This is a genomic window from Candidatus Neomarinimicrobiota bacterium, from assembly GCA_018651745.1.
Classification (GTDB): Bacteria; Fidelibacterota; Marinisomatia; order Marinisomatales; family TCS55; genus JAAZYX01.
Genome location: JABIDL010000029.1, coordinates 15,001 through 35,637, shown reverse-complemented (window position 1 = coordinate 35,637; position 20,637 = coordinate 15,001). Strand labels below are relative to the sequence as shown.

The following is a 20,637-nucleotide window of genomic DNA, read 5'->3' as shown; positions in this document are numbered from 1 at the left end:
GGATTCCCAACACTTCTCACCCAGCTCATTAAGGAAGTGGCGGAAGAAGATACGGCATGGGTGATTGTAAACGGATCAACGGAAGCAACTACGGTTTCTGCAACTTTGACTTCTAACGGCGTCAATATGAACAACATTGCGTTTGAATCTCTACCATCAAATACTGTCTGGATTCGAGATTATGGTCCGTGGTGGATTTACGATGAGCTCGGAGATCTTGCCGTGATTGATTTGGTGTATAATCGTCCGCGCCCTTTGGATGACGCAATACCGGAAGCATTCGCCGGGCTGTATAATGTGGACTTTTTCGGAACGGATTTGACCCAAGCCGGCGGTAATATGCTACTGGATGGAAAAGGCGTTGTTATTGTGTCGGACATTATTTTTGATGGAAGTGAAGGATTTGATCCAACGCTCACACAGACAGAGCTGGAAGAAACCATGCTGAATTATTTTGGCGTCCATAAAGTGATTGTGGTTTCGCACATGGAACTGGATGGTACCGGACATGTGGACATGTTTGTCAAAATTATAAATGATACAACCATTATCGTAGGCGAATACACGTCTGCCTCTACCGGCGCGGGGAATAATTATGCCATTACGAACAGCGTGGCATCACAACTTGCTGCCGAAACGAACGGCGCCGGACGGCCTTTCACCATTGAGCGGATGCTCATGCCGCCCTATTCCGGAGGTATTACATATACCTACATTAATTCGCTGATTGTAAATAAAAAGATTTTCGTTCCGGTGTATGGCTTTAGCACCGATCAACAAGTTTTGGATCAATACGAAGCAATCGCGCCGGGATATGAAGCTATCGGATTTGATTGCAATGACATTATTACATCCAACGGCGCAATTCATTGTATAGCCATAAAGGTTCCGGCAAAAGGCGTGGTGGTTCCGATATGTTCGGATTGGATTTCAGGCGATGTGAACAAAGATGGAATGGTTGATATTTTTGATGTATTTTTAATAGCCGACCAAGCAACATCCGGTGAATCTAGAGGACTTTGCTTTGACAAAATCGCTGATATCAATGCTGATAATGAAATTACCATTTACGATGTTGCACTGTTGGTTGTGGATATCATGCGGCCGTAAAAACACTTTGAACAATTGAGTCAAAATCATTCAATATATTTTAACCCCTTTTTCATTCTCCCCTATGACAGGGGAGAAGATAATTGGACTGAAAACGGGACCGCATGGACTATTCCAGTAATTTCCCGGAAACACAAAGGGGTCTAAAAAATTGCTTAACAAAGGAAAAGTAAAACATTACCCTTTGCGTCATTGCGGCCTTTTCATTAAAAATTAAAAACTATGCCAAAACCATTGATTTACGAACCCATGACAGTCGTTACTGATCTTATGATCGCCGTCCTTGCGATGTACATCGCCCGCGAATTACAAGCGTGGCACAGCATTCGTTTTTTGAATATACATTGGCATTGGGGTTGGGCGTTTACTACGCTGGCAATTGGTGCATTTATGGGTGCTGTTTCTCACGGAGTGGGTCCGCATTTTTCCGGCGAAACTCAGCAATTACTATGGAAAGCAACAATCATTCCCGTAGGATTTACGAGCGTCTTTTTTTTAATGGGCACTTTTCATCATAGCTTTTCCTTTGACGCGGTCCGATGGCTTAGCTGGATCCCGATCGTATTTCTCGGCGCATATCTTTTCACAATATCAAAGGATGATTCTTTTTTGAATGTTGTTAAATTTTACGCTCCGGCGATGGGATTCGTATTTGCCATTATGCTTTATAGTCATTTTGGTTCCGGTAGTCCGGGCACGGGACACGTTGCAATGGGAATTTTTATTATGTTCATTGGCGCCGGCGTGCAAGTTAGCGGATTTTCATTGCATCAGCATTTCAATCACAACGATTTGTTTCATGTTTTTCAAATGGTTGGAATGATAGTAATGTATCGGGGAAGTCAATTGATCTTGGATTATGGTGTAGCGCCTTAAGCGATTATTCTTAAATTCACCGCCCTTTATGAAAGATAATTATGCAAATTAAAGTATCATCCACAAACAGTGTTACCCGGGAACTCAAAATTCAAGTTCCTTGGAAAGAGTTGGAATCTGATTTTAATAAAGCAGTACGCTCGTTTGGGAAGCAAATAAAAATGCCCGGATTCCGCCCCGGGAAGGTACCGGTCAGTAAACTAATGAGTTTGTATCTGGGCGATATTGAGGCGCACTTCATTGATTCCCATTTGAATGACTTTTATCTGAAAGCTCTTCAGCAGGAAAATATTGTTCCGGTAAATCGAGCAACCGTAGAGGACATTGAATTTGGATTTGAAAAACCTTTGTCTTTTACTACGAAAGCGGAAGTGGAGCCAATTATTAAACTGCCGAAGCTTCGAAAGCACACTCTTAAAGTCGAAAAAAAGGTGTACGAACCGGACGAAGAAGATTTGACCGCTGCCATGGATGAATTTAGAAAATCAAAAATGGAAGTGAATACGGTAGAAGATGGTGCGAAGAAAGGTGATTTTGTCATCGCCGATTTCCAAAAACTAGACGAATCCGGACTACCAATTATCGGTGAAAAACTTGATCAAAGATTTTTAAAAGTTGGCGAAGATCCATTCATTGGTGAGAATGAAACTAAAGTACTTGGTGCCAAAGCGGACGACTTGATTCGCGTGACGGTTCCGACAGATGCCAATGGAATTACTGCTCCGTATGAACTTAAAGTACTCAATGTAGAACGTCAGAAATTGCCGGAGGTCAATCTTGAATTTGCCAAAAGCATTGACCCTGATTGTGAAAGCCTTGAAAAATTTCAGACGAAAATCCGGGAAAAAATCGAAGAAAATTATGAACGCCGCAGCCAAGAAGAATTGGATCGTTCCTTATCAGATGCGCTGATTGAAAAAGTGAATACAGAATATCCACCATCTATGGTCGAATCGTATTTAGGGCACATGGTAACCGAACTGAAAAATGAAGCCAAGCGAGAATTGGACGAGGAGAAAGTCAGGGAAGTATATCGTCCGGTTGCGGAACGAAATTTACAATGGTATTTAATTCGGAAGGCGCTTATCCAGAACCAGGATTTTGAAATCACCAAGGAAGCACTGGATCAAAATCTTGCTAAAGCTATCGAGCGGAACCCAGACCATAAGAAGGAATTGCAACAATACTACAAAAAGCCCAGCAATCGTCACCGAATTGAAGATGACCTGATGGAAAAGAAAATTCTAGACTATATCCGAGGATTTGCCAAGATTAAGGAAGTGAAAGTACCAACCAAAACACTCCGTGAAAACCCAACTGAAAGAGGATCCTAAATGAGTAAAGACATTCTATCACAATTAGTCCCTATGGTTGTGGAGCAAACCGGTCGCTCGGAACGCGCCTACGACATTTACAGCCGTTTATTAAAAGAGCGAATAGTTTTTTTGGGTACGCCCATTGATGATCATGTAGCCTCTTTGCTGATCGCCCAGCTTTTGTTTCTGGAAGCTGAAGATGCTAAAAAAGACATTCATCTTTATGTGAATTCTCCCGGTGGAATCATTTCATCCGGAATGGGCATTTATGATACGATGCAGTACATTAAGCCGGATGTGGCAACCATTTGCATGGGGCAGGCTGCCAGCATGGGCGCTTTTCTGCTGGCCGGCGGAAAAAAAGGAAAAAGATCAGCACTTCCAAATTCCCGGATTATGATTCATCAACCGCTTGGTGGGGCAGAGGGACAGGCATCGGATATCAAAATCCAGGCAGATGAAATATTACGCATTAAGAAAATGATGAATACGTTAATGGCAAAAAGTACAGGACAAACTTTGAAACGTATTGAAGCAGACACAGACAGAAATTTTTTCATGAATGCCAAAGAAGCTAAAAAATATGGCATTATTGATACCATTTTAGGTAATCGGAAATAATGGCTATGGATAATGACACAAACCAAAATTCCTTAGATATTCCTTTCTCATTTTCGCTTCATAAACCTTCGGAAATAAAGTCTTTTCTAGATCGGTATGTGATTGAGCAAGAGGACGCAAAGCGCGCTGTTGCTGTAGCGGTGTACACACATTACAAACGCATTGCCCATAACGAAATGGATGATGATGTTGAGCTGGAAAAAAGTAATATTCTCATGATGGGGAAAACAGGGACCGGCAAAACGTTAATCGCACGAACGCTTGCAAAATATCTTTCTGTTCCTTTTGCAATTGCAGATGCAACTTCGCTGACCGAAGCCGGATATGTGGGCGAAGATGTCGAAAATATTCTCGTCAGACTTTTACAAGTGGCGAATTACAATGTTAGTGCTGCAGAAAAGGGCATTATTTATTTAGACGAAATTGATAAAATCGGCCGAAAATCCTCGAGTCCATCCATTACGAGAGATGTTTCGGGTGAAGGTGTTCAGCAAGCGCTACTCAAAATATTAGAAGGCACAGTGGCGCACGTTCCACCCAAAGGAGGGCGCAAACATCCTGAACAAAGTTTGATTCCGATGGATACCAAAAATATCCTGTTTATCTGCGGAGGATCGTACGATGGAATGGAAGATATCATTTCCCAGCGGCTCGGGAAGGGAAAAATCGGTTTTGGCGGTACTGCAAGATCAATGGGTTCCGGTGATCCGAATGTTTTTTCTCATTCGCAGCCGGAAGATTTTATCCGATACGGTATTATTCCTGAACTAGTTGGAAGGCTTCCCGTTGTAACGGCTTTATCAGACTTAAGCGAAGACGCGCTGATGCGGGTTCTTCTTGAACCTAGAAATTCACTGGTAAAACAGTACCAAAAGTTATTCCAGATGGAAGGCATCGAACTGGTGTTCCGAAAATCCGCTTTACGGGAGGTGATTCGCCGGGCAAGAAAGTTGAAATCGGGGGCAAGGGGATTACGGTCAGTAATGGAAAATGCGATGATGGATTTAATGTTTCATTTGCCTGAATTGGCGCAGGGGCAAGGCGGCGAACCTGTCTCAACAGTTATTATCACAAATAAAGTCATCACCGGGGAAAATCCACCAACCTACCGCACCTTGCGAAAATCCGCCTGATTTATCCAAAATTTTCCTACTTGAATTTTGATGGTATATAAAGTACTATCCCAAGTTGTATTCAGGACTATATTCGCCTTTTATACACGACAAACCTTATGAATAGCCTAACTCGGAATTTAATAGTAACCATCATTTTAATGAGTATTTCCCTCGGGCAGTCCGACCGTATTGCCGGTAAGATTAGGGGATCTGTTATGGACGGATCAACAGGCGATCCACTTATTGGCGCGAATGTACTCGTGCTGCCGGTAGAATCCGGACGTGGTGCTATGTCCGATATAAACGGCCAATTTGTCATCCCTAATATCCCGGCCGGAACCTATGATATTCAAGTTTCATACATTGGGTATGCAAACCACACTGTTCGAGATGTGAATATAGTTCCAGGGTTGACTGTAAAACTCAATTTTAAGCTCAATGTGGAAGCCGTTGGCATTAAGGCTGTGGATGTGATCGCCCAACGGGATCAGGATGTAGTGACTGTTAAAACAACCACATCCAAAATTGTTATTTCTGGCGATGATATGCAAAAAATGCCGGTATCAAATTTTACTGAGCTCCTTGCAAATACCGGAGGTGTAGTCGAAGTTGAAACGGGTCGGTCCAGCGGGATTCACTTGCGTGGAGGGCGCTCCGGTGAAGTAGCCTTTTTTGTAGATGGCGTTATGACGAATGACCCTGTGGATCGTTCGCAAGGTGTGGAAATTGATAATGAAGCGATCGAAAGTATTGTAATTACAAAGGGCGGATTCTCCGTGGAATATGGAGAGGCGATGTCTGGCGTAGTGAGCATTGTTACCAAATCCGGAAGCAAGGAAACATATAACGGTTCGTTTGAACACGAAGGTGATGGGCTTTTTCCAGAAGGTGGTCTTAACAACGGATATTCTAGGACCAATTTCAGTCTTGGCGGGCCGATTCCATTATTAAAAGGTATCATGTCTTTTTATGTTAATGGAACATTCTTACAGGGCGATCAATCATATGTGCGTTCACAAAAGCTTGATCATTCTGATTATTCATCTCCCCAGGGAACTTTTAAATTAACTTTTTCACCAAAGTATTCATCATTTAACGCAACTCTATCCGCAAATTTCGATCGAACCGAACGGTATAGCTATTCTCACGGAATAAGTCAAGGAAATTGGCTTCAGGATTATTATAAAACAGTGTCGGGTAGCCAACGGGTAAGCCTTCTTGTTCAAAGTATGCTTGGCAAAAATACAAGTTGGCGTTTAAATGTTAGTTATCATGAACCGTATACTGATTATGGGTCCGGAAACAATACATCCTATAAAGATTTTAATTATATTTCAACTCGGTTAGACTGGGTGGAATACGCTGTAAGCAAAGAATGGTATGATCCGCGTACGCGTGAGTGGCAGGATATCACTGATGAAAATGGGCTTCCCGTTTTCTCTGAAGGGTATATTTCTTATGACCAATTGGTTGGTGGATCATCATCGAATGCGGTTAACCTTGCTTCACTTTCATCCGAATTTCAGGCGTTTTACTATTATTATTTTAAAGAGAAAGACTTTTTCAATGTAACAAGCGGGACATGGGATTCAGAATTTTTCAAAATGCAGGCTTTTAATGAACGTTGGCATGATGCGCATCGGTGGTACATTCCCTCGAACCAAGATACATCATCATTTTTCTTTGACGCGGCAGATTCATCAGCAACCCTCAAAGAATTTGATCATAGAGAGTTCTATTCCTATTCGACTGGAGATGAAGATTACCAGATAAAGTATAACTTATATGATTATAATTCTGATCTTCATAATGGATATTATTGGGATCGGGATATTTTCAATGTATATAATTATGGACCCGGAAGACCGCGCCAGCACATCCAGCAAACCATAAATAGAACAGTGGAATTTTTACTGAATTCGCAATGGTCACTGAGGAATAATTTTAAATTTGGTTTCAATGCAACCACCAACCAAATGATGGTAATGGATATTCAATTCGCTAATCAGAACCCATACTTTGATTTGTTTGAATACAAGTCTGGAAGCGATGAGTATCGACCGCTTACATTGGCAGCTTTTGCTGAAAACCAATTTGAACATGAAGATTTTGTTGCATCATTCGGACTTAGATGGGATCGGTTTAAACCGAATGCTAAAGCTGTGGACCAAGTACAACTACTCGACGAAGGTGAAATCAACTATTTTGATCCTTCAACAAAAGATCAAATTAGCCCTCGGTTTAGCCTAAACTTTAGCGCATCAGATATGACATCCATTTATTGTAATTACGGATATTTTTTCCAAAAACCAGAGTATGGGGACGTGTATCAGGGAATTGTAGATCCTGCTGCGGGACTCCCCATTATCGGGAATCCTGATGTTGAACCCGAAAAAACAATTCAGTATCAGGTTGGCATGGTTCACAAATTTTCTGAAAAAATCGGAATTGAACTTAGTGCTTTTTATAAAGATGTGATCAATGCGGAAGCAAAACGAATTTATAGCACCATGATTGATGGTCAGATTGCAACCGTAACGCTGACAGAGATGGAAGATTTTGCAAAGATTAAGGGTGTTGATATTAAATTGCGTTTCAATCGTTTCTTTAATTTATATGGAGACATCGAATACAATTACCTCACTGCAAAAGGGACGGGCTCGAGCAGCAGAGAATATTATTACCTCTATATTTTTGATGCGGACAGACCGTTACCTACAAAAGAATATCCACTGGAATACGATATTACGCATACGTTAAAAGCCAACATCGGCTATTATATTCCCCCGGTTGGGAAAGGAATGCGATCTTTATTCATTGGCAACTGGGATTTCAATGTTCAGGCGAATTTTGCCACGGGACGCGCTTACACACCGGAAGATATATATGGAAAAGCTATGGAGTTGGGATCTAAACGAATGCCATCAACCAAAGACCTTGACCTCATTATCAGAAAATATTTAGGGCCGGTCAGCTTTTTTGTTGACATTCGGAATGTTTTTGATTGGGAAAATGTTTCTTATGTTTATCCATTAAGTGGCGAACCAGATTCTAATGGACGGCCACCAACGTTTGAACCAAGTTTATATAGTAGATATGTAGGTCAAACCAATCCACAGACCGGATCTGTAATGCGTTCCGCTGAAGAAGCGTATGCAGCGCATCTATCACTCTGGAGAAGTCTGATAAGTAGCCCTTACAATTATTCTAGTCCACGTATTGTTCGGATGGGACTCACCCTCAGATTCTAATCTGGGAATTATTTAATTATGAAAATGAAATACTGTCAATCGATACTAATTACTTTTATGGTCGTAGGGTTTTTAACTGCACGTCCACTTTATCAAGCACAGTTACATTCGGAAGCATTTCCATCTTTAAATAGGGGGACGGGATTAGATGTTGCTCCGGAAATTATGCTGTCGTGGGCCGGCGCAGGGTTTTTGACAACGTACACCATCAGTAACACAGGGCAGAATGGGATTTTTGAACCGCCGCCGGGCTGGGATGGCTATGACGGAATGTGGCCAACCGGATTTGGGTATTTCAATGGCCGCACGGGTGAATTTCCCAAAGGAACCGAACAATTTTATACATGGGGTTCGGGTTTATGGATTGGCGCGAAATCGGATCAATTCAATGCCCCAGAAGACAAATCAATTACAGTGGGAAACGTAACTATCGAAAATGTGAGAGTTGCAGCCTGTGCATATTATTCTGAAATGAGCACTATTTCAAAACTTTGGCAGTCTGACCAAACGATTAATGCGCAAAATGATTTAAAAGATGAAGAAAACAAAGGTGAATTTTTATTTGGTCAGAAGAACAAATCGATGGAATCCTTTCAGGATCCCTGGTCGTTTTATGTGCCGAATGTAGGGGATTATTATTCGCCGGAAGATGCAGTAGATACGCTCTACCGCTTAGAACATGAACCAATCAATGTTAGACGGAGAGCATTCCTACAAACAGCAGCAGGGTTGGATTCAAATCGCGTGTTGCTTGATCCTTTTCGGGTAGATGAAAATGGTGTGGTTCATGGAGATGTTGTCTCGGATGAAGATACTTATGCAGTTTTTGGGGATTACATTCAAGAACGTTATGGGAATTTTTTATGGACCGGCGGGTATGATGAGCGCTCACTCGGTGTGAAAGTAGAACAACGGACCTATAGTTGGGTTACTGATGATTACCTTTATATCAATTATAAAATTACGAATATGAACGATTTTCCGCTCGATAGTGTTTTCGTTGGCTATTTCATGGACAATGATGTGGGTTATGCTGATGACGACCTGATTGGGTTCGACCGCAGTTTAAATTTAGGGTATTCTTATGACTCTGATTTGGAGGAAACAGGTTGGGTTGCACCGGCGGGATATCTTGGATCTGTCTATGTGGAGACGCCTGTGGATTCCGTTGGAGATCCTGTGAATGGCATTCCTGCATCCGGAAATGAGCTTGATGATTGGGAAATTGGATTAACAGGATTCCAAACATGGATTCGGTCTGATCTCGGTCAAAGTGAAGGACATCCCGGCGACGTAGATGACAGCGAAGTGGATCATCTGAAATATTTCCAACTTTCTTTAACGGATAGTTTTGAGGTGTACGAAGAACCGCAAGATGTTCGTCAACTTGCCACAAGCGGTCCGGTTATTCAAATGCTTCCGGGCGAAACCATTAGTATTACCATTGCCTTAGTTGCGGGTTCTTCTTTGGCAGACCTAAAAGAAAATACACAAGCAGCCATTGATAAATTTGATTCGGGTTATATTGGTGCAGAAGCTCCACCATCACCGGGGTTAACCGTTCAACCTGCGCATGAAGCTGTCTATCTATCTTGGGACGCATTTCCTGAAACGGTCAAAGATCCATTTACAGGTAAAACAGATTTTGCGGGTTACCGCGTGTACAGATCAACCACCGGATTGCAGGGAGATTGGATAGAACTTGCAGAATACGATGTGGATGGTGACAGTTCTGAATGGTCCGGTACTATGTCTTACACAACTGGGACATCCAACGCAATAGGTGAATTTGTCGGTCCGCTTGGTACAGGTGATATTTCGGCACAGTCTTCCATTGATGCGATTTCAGATAGGTTTAAAGAAGGCGAATACACGATCGAATTTGTTTCAGGAACCATTGATACGGGTGGCGGATCAGAGGCAGATACGCTTAAAATGGTGATTTACAATGTGACAAACCGTACATTGGTTCAGCCGAATCTTGCAGCGATGTCAACAGGAGAAGGATTCAGAACTTATTCGGCGTATGATACATCTGCAAAAAAGGCGTCCGGTGGAATGTTAACAGATATCGATGTTTATCGCCCTGGATACTATATTTATCTTGATGGATTTTTTGTTCGTATTTCTTCCGGAGAATATAAGGACCTCGATTTAGACGGAACCATCAGTGCTACGGAAATATCTCAGCAAAGTTTGAATCCTCAAGAAGGAGATGTGTTCACCATTCAATCCTTTGCTGCAGATGATGTTGGCGATCAAACCGGGCTTGAGTACGTTTACTTGGACGAAGGATTGGTAGATGGATTGACATATTTTTATTCGGTAACATCATTTGATATGGGAGAACCCACGCTTGGGATTCCGTCGCTTGAAAGCAGTATTTATCAAAATTTAATCACGGTAATGCCTCAGCACATGTCGTTAGAACTTGCAGGTAAGCCGGAAATTTCTGATTATACTAAAGAAGGACCTTCTACTAGTGAATTTCTGAAAGCGATTACAGCGTATGAAAATTTAACCGGGCATCATTACCGCATCAATTTTTATAAAACAGATCCATTTGATGAAACCAGCAAGGCAGACTACGGATTGCTAACAGATTCCAGCATGGCGAACATTGGTGTTGCTAACGAATCATTAATAGGGTTGAATTCCGGGACTGCGTACAAAGATACATTTCTCATTGGTGGGCGAGATACGGATGGTGATGGAGATATTTCGGCTGGTGATAATCTTCCAAATGGAATTATTGTCCCGGGAACTGTGCTGCTCACCGTTGGATCAACCACCTTAACCGATCAGGGGGACGGGATTATCCAGGGAATCGTTGGATCAGATACAGTTAAGGGAACCATTCATTACGGACAATCCACCATTGCTTTGGATGCAACTTCTGCAACAACCTTAGGTACTGGAAATGTCAGCGTAGATTATCAATACAACCCAACTGTATTAAAAAATAGTTCTAATTCAGCTTATACAGGAACACTTAGCCCGGGTGGTATATTTTATATCGCTACTATTGATACCGGTGACAATGCTGTAGATCATGGGTTCATTTTTATGGTTACAAATCCGACGCTCGAAGTGGATTCGGTGTACTGGAATTTGGGCGCCAATGCCGTGGATCTTTTCCGGTTTTCTGTTTCCGAGAGTAACCTAGAACCTTACGATTATTACATCACATTTTTTGATGAATCTGATTCTGCAAGTGCACCAACATCTGCATGGGCGGATTTCAAGGAAATATCAGGTGATTCAAGTTACAATCCTCAGCGAGTCCCTTTGCAGGTGACGAACCAGACGCTTGGCGAATCAATTTCATCATTCAATACTGGGAGAATATCTGAAAAAAAATATCTTTGGTGGGATACCGATTCTTCCACAGCAAATTCTAAAAATAAGTTCAATGTTTTAACTCGTGAAGCGCAGGTAAATACAGCGGTAAGTCCCTATTCTTTTAAAGTCATTTTCCAACCTTTCGATGATAATATCACTGGTGGCTCGGTATTGGATGCACCTGCCGGGATTAATAATGCAAACCCTGATACACTATTTGTACGAACCTCGCGCCCACTGACAGAAGAAGATATATTTAGGTTTTACACCGTGAATATGTTGGATACACTTTCGATGGTTTCATTGGATGATATTCGCGTTGTTCCAAATCCCTATATTATCCGGGCTGCTTGGGATCATAATCGTTTTAATCAACGGATTGATTTCCGGCATTTGCCCTCCGAATGCACTATTAGAATCTTCAATGTTGCGGGTGAATGGGTTGCGACTTTGAAGAAGGATAACATGGTTGGCGATAATGAAATAAAGGATGAAGAAGGTACGTTAGCTTGGGATCTTAGAAATTTTGAAGGACTCAAAGTTGCCAGCGGACTTTATCTGTATCATCTTGAAGGGAAGCTCTTCGGTAAAACCGTTACCAAAGAAGGAAAATTCGCGATTGTGCTTGGGCCATGATGAAGTTGCGAACACTATCAACAATATTTTTGACCCCTTTCCGCCGAAGGTCGGACGCGATGTGTTTCCCCTATTACAGGGGAAAAGCAATGGTTTTGAGCACTTTTTTCTCCCCTGTCATAGGGGATAATGAAAAGTGGGGTAAGAAATCAATGATTCAGATATTTCTGTCATTATTGTTTTTTGCACTAATCCTCTCCCCCCCAATTTTGTTTGCAGGGCAGGGCAGCGCTGGTGCCAAATTTTTGCAAATTAATTCCTTTCCAAGGGCCGCAGGTTTGGGTGGTACTATGGTCGCTCGTGGAGGACTACTAGAAGGAGTTCATTACAATCCTGCAAGTATTGCAACGTTAAAAGGATTTACTGCTATCGTTTCCCACTCTGAATATTTTGTAGATATGGGATATGAACAGTTTTCTGCTGCGTATCGAACTTCATTTGGTACCATAGCCGTTGGAATGGTTGGTTTGTTTTCAGGTGAAATGGAAGAAACCACTGAACTTGATCCTCTCGGAACCGGACGAATGTTTACAGCGAATGATTATGCGCTTCATATGTCCTTTGGCAAAAAATTTACGGACAAATTCAGCGGAGGGTGGACTGCAAAATATGTGATCCAGACCATAGACAAATTGAGTGCAACCAATGTAGTTTTTGACATAGGCGCACTCTATAACACAGGACTTATCAATAATTTAGTGATTGGATTTGCGCTCAGAAATTTTGGAAAAGATATGCATTACTCAGGTGAAAATCTACAAAAACAAGTTAAACTCGGTGAAAGTGATTTCGAGGAAGAAGACGTGAGAATAGAGGTAGTTTCAGAAGACTATCAGCTTCCGATTAGTTTTGAACTTGGATTCAGTATGGATTTTCCATTGCCACTGGGTGCTAAGTTGACAACAAGTCTTGCTATTCGTAATATCGTTGATCAGGCGGAATTTTCTTCTGCAGGTGTGGAATTGAATATCAAAGATTTTATCATCCTTACTGCAGGACACGGGAATCTGAATTCTCTGGGGTATTCTGATCCAACTGATGCACAACTTAACGGTAATATGCGTGGATTTTCTGGGGGGTTTGGAGTTAACCTCGAACCTGTATTTAGACAGAAAACAAAACTTTTTTATGGATTTGAAGACCATCGATATCTCGAGCCAATTCACTCGGTCGGGGTTCAATTCCAGCTTTAACAAAAACACAAGAGGAGATCATCATGAAATCAATGCTTAACACACTATTAATATCAGTTGTGCTCATTAGCAATTCATTCGCCGGTGAAACATCAGTTTTTAAAAAAGAACATAAATGGGATGTGATAACGCGAGGTGAAAACACACTGACTCTTAAAGAAGGCTTTTGGACACATCGGTTGGGTGTCAATATAGATGCGAGGAATAACCGCGCAGTGTACGATACTATTTCATTATATAAAGCACCAACATCTGTTGAAAGTTACGATGATTTTCTTGGTGGGTACCAAAGCACAGGTACAGACTCGATAATTATGCGGTATCATTTGCTGACAGATGGAATTATTAATGAACTCCATGCTATGATTTTGGCAGGTGGTGATGCAGAAGCATGGATTGAAGGACCTGCTGTGCAATGGGTAGATGATGACGGCGATGGTGTGTATGAAGCTGGTTGGTACGCTTTCCCAAACGATGTAACAGTAGGGGATCCACCAATAGACGCTACGATTGCTCCCATAACTCCTTTTAGTGTTGGCATTGAATTTGGTACCAGTGTACTTGCAAACCATTTTACCCAAGACGGAGATTGGGAACCTTGGCTAGCATCCACAGGCACCGGTTGGCAGGTGGTTAATTTCGCAGAAACATTTGGCAGTGGAGTAGAAGTAACCGCAACTGCAATGGATTCTCCGAATGATGAGATTTATATTTGGGCAGGTTATACTGCTACCAGCGGTAATTCAGCCAGTCCTGCATCGCTTTATCAAGATGGCACATTTCACTCAACCGAAGAAGAGGGGAATTGCCCAAGTTATTCAACGCTTCATTCTCTAGGTACACCATCGGGATGGTACAGAATTATATCATCCGCTGACGATAACCTTTATGTGAACCATATGATGCAGATTGTGGTTCAGTACGATGCGGTTCCACCCATCATAGAAAACCAAGCGCAATTCAGCGATACTTTTGCTGAAACACGACGTATTTGGGCGGACGTTGTAGATCTTGACGGAGATGCTTTTGTTTGTACGCTAATGACTGCAATTGGTAAAGCAGATGGTTCATCCTCAAGTGCAAATTATGAAATGATAGAAGATGCGGCAACTGCCGGTCGATATTACGCCGACGTCAGCATTGATGTAGGCGATACGCTTAGTTTCCAAGTATATACCGAAGATGTAACAGGACGTGGAAATTCGGGTGGTATTGGAACTTATGTTCGAGTTTCTTCTCCTATTTCAACTCAAATGACACTTCTTATTCAGGATGGAAGCATTGATACGCTCGATCTTTATACATCCGGCACTGGTCTAAATTCAATACTGAGTGGTAGCGAATTTACTCGATATTATATATGGAATGTGGCAGAGCGTGATGGGATTGACAGTTCGGTTGTTAATCATTCTACATTTAAAACGATTGTCAAGTATGGCTGGGGAGGTTCATCCATGGCCGCATCCGGTACAGATAATAACGGCTATGCTGAATTTTTAGACAGAGGCGGTCGCATTTTGTATGCGGATATGGATTATTTTTTCGCTGCAGGTTTAGGTGCATCTGGGTCTTTTAGTTCCGGAGATTTTGCTTACGATTATCTCGGCCTCGGGAGTTATGTAAATGATCCTGATAATGATGGGGATGCGGATAACGGCGGATATGGCGATGTTCAAATGACCGGAGTTACCGGGAATGCCATTACCAATAACTGGGTATCAAGCCCGTATATTATTGATTTTGAATCCATTGGGTGGCCCAATTGGGGTGATTTCCTTACAGCAAAAACCGGTGGGAATGCTGTAAAGATTTTTACAGGAAATACGAGCTACGAAGGCACTGGTGTTACCAATTATGATATGGGATCGAGTGCACCATTTAAAACAGTCTATTTTTCATTTCCAATAGAAGCGGGATCTGGAAATGACTGGGCAGATTTTACATCCTTGCTTACCAATGCGCATACATGGCTCGTAGGTACCGGCGGTTCTTCAGCAGCGCCGACGCCTGTTACGCCGGCAGATGGTTCTACAATTACAATCACAGATGCCAATGCATCGTTTGATTCACAATCCTTTTTCCTGAGTGCAGGGAATGTGTCTGATCCGGATGGTGATATGCTTGCAATTCGCATTGATTTTGGTGGAGGGCTCGCTGGGTTTACGATCCCGCCAATTGAAAAATCAACGGTAAACTCATTTAGCGTTTCGTATTTAGATCTGGGTACTTTTGTAGGTGTCGGAAATACCGTTACAGGAACCTGGACAGCCGTTGCAACCGACGGGATGTATGATACGGAATCTTCACCAATGAACCTTACAATTGATGCATCTGGATTAACTCAGTTAGCAGTGGATGAACCAAGTGTAGTTGAAGGATTTAATCTTCATCAGAATTATCCGAACCCATTCAATCCGGTAACCAAGATTCAATTTGAGGTTGCTAATCGTTCGATTGTTTCGGTTCGGATTGTGAACGTATTGGGTCATGAAGTTCGAAGCCTTGGATCTTCAGAGGTCAATCCCGGAATGCATTCTGCCATTTGGAATGGAACTAATTCTCTTGGTGAAAAAATGCCGTCTGGTGTTTATTTTTATGAAGTAACAGCGGTTGATCCAGTAACCGGCGCCGAATTGTTTAGCGACGTGAGCAAAATGCTCATGCTGAAATAGACGATTTTAACAGATGCCATTAAAGTCAAATTGTATGACCCCATTGAGTTTTCTCCCCTGTAATAGTGGAGAAGCGAAGAGGGGTGTGAAAAAATAAATGTTCATACAATTTTAATCTCGGAAGGAATATGACAGAAGTACGAAAAATATTACTGGTCTTTTTCGCCGCGGGAATTCTCGCGGCAGAGCATCCGGTTAGCTTGATTCAAGCAGACCTTGAGAAGGGATATATCAGCGAGATTGAGGCCGTAGAACTAAAGGCGCGTGCCCTATTCTTAAATGAAACACTTCCGGAAAAATATCAAGTTGCTGATGCAACTCCCTTAAAATGTGGACTCCCTTTTCATCAGGATGCCTTAGATCATTTGGATGAACTTCCATTTGATCTTCAAAACGGGCTGGTGAATTCTTCAACGACATCGTCAACCAGAACAAACCGTGTGATTTATACATCTTCCGGCGGATTATTTAGAATTTCGTATTCTACCAGTGGTTCGGATGCTGTTTCTAATTATGATGGAAATAACAATGGAACGCCGGATTACATTGAAGACATGGGCGACTATTTTGATGATGCAATCGACTGGGTTACAACAAACAGTTGGCACAACCCACTCGACTATACCGGAAATTCACAATTTATTGTAACGGTAGAAAATTTAAGTGGTGTGTACGGCTACGTTCCTGGAAATTCCTATCATCAGATTTGGATGGACAACAGTCTCTCTGATCGATATAATAAACTCACCGGATGCCATGAGCTCTTTCACTTGGTTCAGCATTCCTATTCTGTATCCAGTTCATGGTTTAAGGAAGCGTCCTCCATGTGGATTGAAGAAAAAATGTACGATTCGTTGGATGGATATGAAGGGTACGAAAGCGCCTTCCAAACTAAACCTCATTACAGTCTTGATACATTTCTCAGTGGAGAATTATATCAGTATGGTGCCGTTCTATGGAATTTTTACATCGAAGAAAATTTTGGAGCGCAGGCGATTAAATTGGTTTGGGAAAAACCAATCGGAAATGCTATTTCTGCTGCCAATTCTTATTTCCAAGATGAGGGCACCAGCCTTTCGGCAGAATTCCCAAAATTCACGGCTTGGAATTATTATACCGGCAGCAGAGCAAACGGAACCTATGAGGGTGGGCAGTATGAGGAAGCAAGTAATCTTACTCCCGGATCCCATGCCGGAACCTATACAAATCAAATATCCAATTTCACACCTACAACCCTCAATTTGCCTGATCATCTAGGTACAAATTATGTCCGGGTAAATCGTAGTGGAAGTTCAGGTCATCTTCTTGTTGAATTTGACGGCGATGCCAGCAGAGATTGGCATTTACAGATTTTTACTCGAGCAGGAAGCAATTATGATGGTACAGAAATTACTGTGGACGGCAATGGTGATGCGCTATACGTTTTAAATGATTGGGCCAATTACAGCAGCGTAACCATAAATCCGACGGTGCTAAACACCACCGGATCGAATGCACAGTATATCTTAAATGTAAATCCTATAACAACTCTTGTTTTGTTAGGGGCCGTAACATCGGTTGTGAGTGGATCTGATACATATCCCGATCCTGGCGAAACGGTTTCTCTCACCGTTTCATTTTCGAACTATGGAAATCCTGTTTACAATGCAACCGCTACTTTATCAACTACGAATCCTAATGTGTCCATCGTTGATGGAACCACAGCATCCATTGATATTGCGACCAATGGAACAGCAAGCAACGCAAATGATCCATTTGAAATATCTATCAATTCTGATGCGCCATCAGGTGTTGTAGAGTTTAGCATCAATCTAAGTGGAGGAAGTACGAATTATGTTACCGAAGACTGGTCTATGAATGTTGGTCTTCCGGGAGTGCTACTCGTAGATGATGATAATAGCGGAAGCACACAGGAAGTAATTGTGGATGCACTTGATGCGATGGGATCCTCTTACGAAGTGAAAGACAGGGCATCGAGCGCCATTTCATCAATGAATTTGAATTCAAGAAATTTAGTTATTTGGAACACTGGAAGTGTGAATTCAAGTGCATTGTCGCAGGAAGAACGCAGCGCAATCAAAGGGTTTTTGGATGCCGGTAAATCCTTATTTCTCGTTGGCGATCATTTAGCACAACAGTTGGATGGTACAAATTTATTGAATGACTATTTGAATATGCATTTTGGTGGTACACGCTCTTCTACAACATGGTTAAAAGGCGTTACAGGTGACCCACTTGGAGTTACTTCCTCTAATTGGGCGTTAATTACGGCTGATGCTTCAGGAATTGATTCTGTTGCCACAAAAGGAGATCCAAGAAGCCACATCTCATTTTACATTAATGGTGATGATGATCATGGTGGTATTCTTCGGTATTCATCGGTGGATTATCAAGCAGTATTCGCTTCATTTAAGTTGGATAGGGTGAACGCAACCAATTCGAGCTTTATGGAACCGGTTGATGTTGCTACTAAAATATTGGAATACCTTACATCAGCGGTTTCTTATCCAACTGCCGTTTCGCTCAGCAGTCCTTCGACCGGTACATCCCAAACACTTGAAAACGATGATGATGCGATTGATTTTATCTGGTCCGGTGAAACCTCCGATGTTACGTACACCTTTTATCTTTCTTCTTCAGCGACTAAGATTGATCCCTTATATATAGAGGACAATGTTTCCGGTGGAACTCTGTCCTTAAGTTACCAAGAAATGGTGGACAATTTTGGCTTTGTAGAAAACCAAACAGTTTACTGGGGCGTTTCTTCCGAAAAAGATATGGAAGTTTCCGTTTCAGAATTATCTTCTTTAACCTTTACAGTTAGTCAAAATGTAGGGGTTGAGTCAGGAGGAACGGTTCCGACGGTTTTTTCGGTTGGTTCAAATTATCCAAACCCGTTTAACCCTCAAACGCATTTTGACGTAGGAATTCCTGAAACCGGGTTACTGAAGGCGTCAATTATTGACATGAATGGAAGGGAAGTTTCACTTTTGGCAAATGAGATTTTTCAACCGGGGAATCATCGCTTTACCTGGAATGGGAAGGATAATAATAATTTCGCATCGCCAACGGGAGTGTATATAATCCACATCCGTTACAACGGAGAAATGCGGTCCCAAAAAATAGTTTTATTGAAATAGGGACGCACTTTAATTACTACAATAAACATAAGTAACTTACTGTTCGGAGTGAATCAATATGAAAATTAATCTCAATACTACTTTAGTTTTAAGTCTATTGTTTGGGTTGAACTTTGGTTTGGCACAGGATTGTCCCGCGGACTCCTCTTATCATGTAGATAGCCGTACTCAAATTTCGGACGGCATTGGTGGTATGATAGAAAATCCAACTTTTGGAGATACAATAGCAACAGGACTTTGCGCCTGCATAGATTTTAAAGCAACACTAGATGGGAATGAGAATTCGGTTACCTTAACAGTTTTTATAACTGATCACGAACCGGTTCGAGGTGTTGAAATAAACATTTACAACGATCAGAGCACACTCATCTCTAACAATATGAGCGAACCATTTGTGGATGCTGATGGTGATAATAGTTATGATAGCGGTGAAGATTTTACAGACTGGGACGGCAATGGTAATTGGACCTCGCAACTTTATTCAAAGGGTTCGAAACTGACTAATTTGGAAAATGAAGATGGCACGTCTGCCAGTTCTTCCGCGATGCAGCTCATTGCAAATGACATGGGTGGTTATATTAAAATAATGGCATATAACACAAGTCAGGTTCAAACGCAAGGTGACGGGACGCAAGGTGAATTGTTTTCCATTACGTTTGGTTTACCCAGCGGACAAGTCGCACTTCCGGACAATATCAGTTTTGGAATGGGCATGCCGAATGTTCCGGGGACCACGAATGAAAATAGTCTGCTAAATGTGGTGTGCAGTTATCCCGATACGAATAATATGACATCCTTCAGTTCCGATTTTCTTTCCATCGCGGAGTTAGGTGGCATACCGAATACATTTGCGCTTGATCAAAATTATCCGAATCCGTTCAATCCAACTACGCTGATTTCATTTGATCTTCCCCAGTTTCAGCATGATGTAAAACTCACCGTTTACAATCTACTTGGCCACCGCGTTGCCGAACTCTATAACGGTTCTGCTAATCCCGGAAGGTTTCAGGTAGAGTGGAATGGTTTGGATTCTTATGGACAGACCGTGGCATCCGGAATGTATTTTTATGAATTGAAAACGGGTGAATTCACTGCCAGAAAGAAAATGATATTGCTGCGTTAATTCGTTTAGACTTACCGACAAATTTTCTAAATTCCCCTATCCCTTCGAGGTAGGGGAATTTTTTTATGAATAGAATTACATTCATTTTATTGTGGGTTATGGTGGCGGGGCTCACCGCTCAAATCCAATCTTATCGCCAACCGGACGATATAAAAAACGAATGGCAGGATTATACATCCTTCCAAAAACAGGAGCTACTTTCTTTTTGTGATTTTCTTTCGGAAGAAGGATTTCATGACAGA

Annotated in this window: 12 protein-coding genes (1 of these 12 only partly in view); all 12 read left to right on the top strand. The window is 41.9% G+C overall.

Features of this window, described 5'->3' with window-relative positions; translation table 11 throughout:
- Positions 1-1,110, top strand: a 1,110-nt coding sequence (locus HOD97_05670; GenBank protein ID MBT4281081.1) for a hypothetical protein, incomplete at its 5' end; no start/stop codon positions are given.
- A 222-nt stretch (positions 1,111-1,332) separates the two neighbouring features.
- Entirely contained in the window at positions 1,333-1,986 is a 654-nt protein-coding gene (locus HOD97_05665) for a hypothetical protein (GenBank protein ID MBT4281080.1), read from the top strand.
- 41 nt (positions 1,987-2,027) lie between these two features.
- Complete coding sequence (gene tig, locus HOD97_05660; GenBank protein ID MBT4281079.1) at positions 2,028-3,320, top strand: trigger factor; 1,293 nt, start codon at positions 2,028-2,030, stop codon at positions 3,318-3,320.
- On the top strand, positions 3,321-3,923 hold the full coding sequence (gene clpP / locus HOD97_05655; protein ID MBT4281078.1) for an ATP-dependent Clp endopeptidase proteolytic subunit ClpP: 603 nt from the start codon (positions 3,321-3,323) through the stop codon (positions 3,921-3,923).
- Complete coding sequence (gene clpX / locus HOD97_05650) at positions 3,923-5,056, top strand: ATP-dependent Clp protease ATP-binding subunit ClpX (protein MBT4281077.1); 1,134 nt, start codon at positions 3,923-3,925, stop codon at positions 5,054-5,056. Before clpP ends, clpX begins: the two co-directional genes overlap by 1 nt.
- Before the next feature lie 140 nt (positions 5,057-5,196).
- Positions 5,197-8,289, top strand: a complete 3,093-nt coding sequence (locus HOD97_05645) for a TonB-dependent receptor (GenBank protein MBT4281076.1) — start codon at positions 5,197-5,199, stop codon at positions 8,287-8,289.
- Between the two features lie 24 nt (positions 8,290-8,313).
- Positions 8,314-12,267, top strand: a complete 3,954-nt coding sequence (locus tag HOD97_05640; GenBank protein MBT4281075.1) for a hypothetical protein — start codon at positions 8,314-8,316, stop codon at positions 12,265-12,267.
- A gap of 152 nt (positions 12,268-12,419) precedes the next feature.
- Complete coding sequence (locus tag HOD97_05635; GenBank protein ID MBT4281074.1) at positions 12,420-13,460, top strand: PorV/PorQ family protein; 1,041 nt, start codon at positions 12,420-12,422, stop codon at positions 13,458-13,460.
- A 23-nt stretch (positions 13,461-13,483) separates the two neighbouring features.
- Positions 13,484-16,132: a T9SS type A sorting domain-containing protein gene (locus tag HOD97_05630; GenBank protein MBT4281073.1), complete on the top strand. Its 2,649-nt coding sequence runs from the start codon at positions 13,484-13,486 to the stop codon at positions 16,130-16,132.
- Between the two features lie 128 nt (positions 16,133-16,260).
- Entirely contained in the window at positions 16,261-19,272 is a 3,012-nt protein-coding gene (locus tag HOD97_05625; protein ID MBT4281072.1) for a T9SS type A sorting domain-containing protein, read from the top strand.
- A 58-nt stretch (positions 19,273-19,330) separates the two neighbouring features.
- Positions 19,331-20,395, top strand: coding sequence for a T9SS type A sorting domain-containing protein (locus HOD97_05620; GenBank protein ID MBT4281071.1), 1,065 nt, complete (start codon positions 19,331-19,333; stop codon positions 20,393-20,395).
- Positions 20,396-20,460: 65 nt separating this feature from the next.
- Positions 20,461-20,637 carry the 5' portion of a hypothetical protein gene (locus HOD97_05615; protein MBT4281070.1) on the top strand. 888 nt of this gene lie beyond the right edge of the window, so 177 of the gene's 1,065 nt are visible here — the first part of the coding sequence; the start codon lies at positions 20,461-20,463; the stop codon falls past the right edge of the window.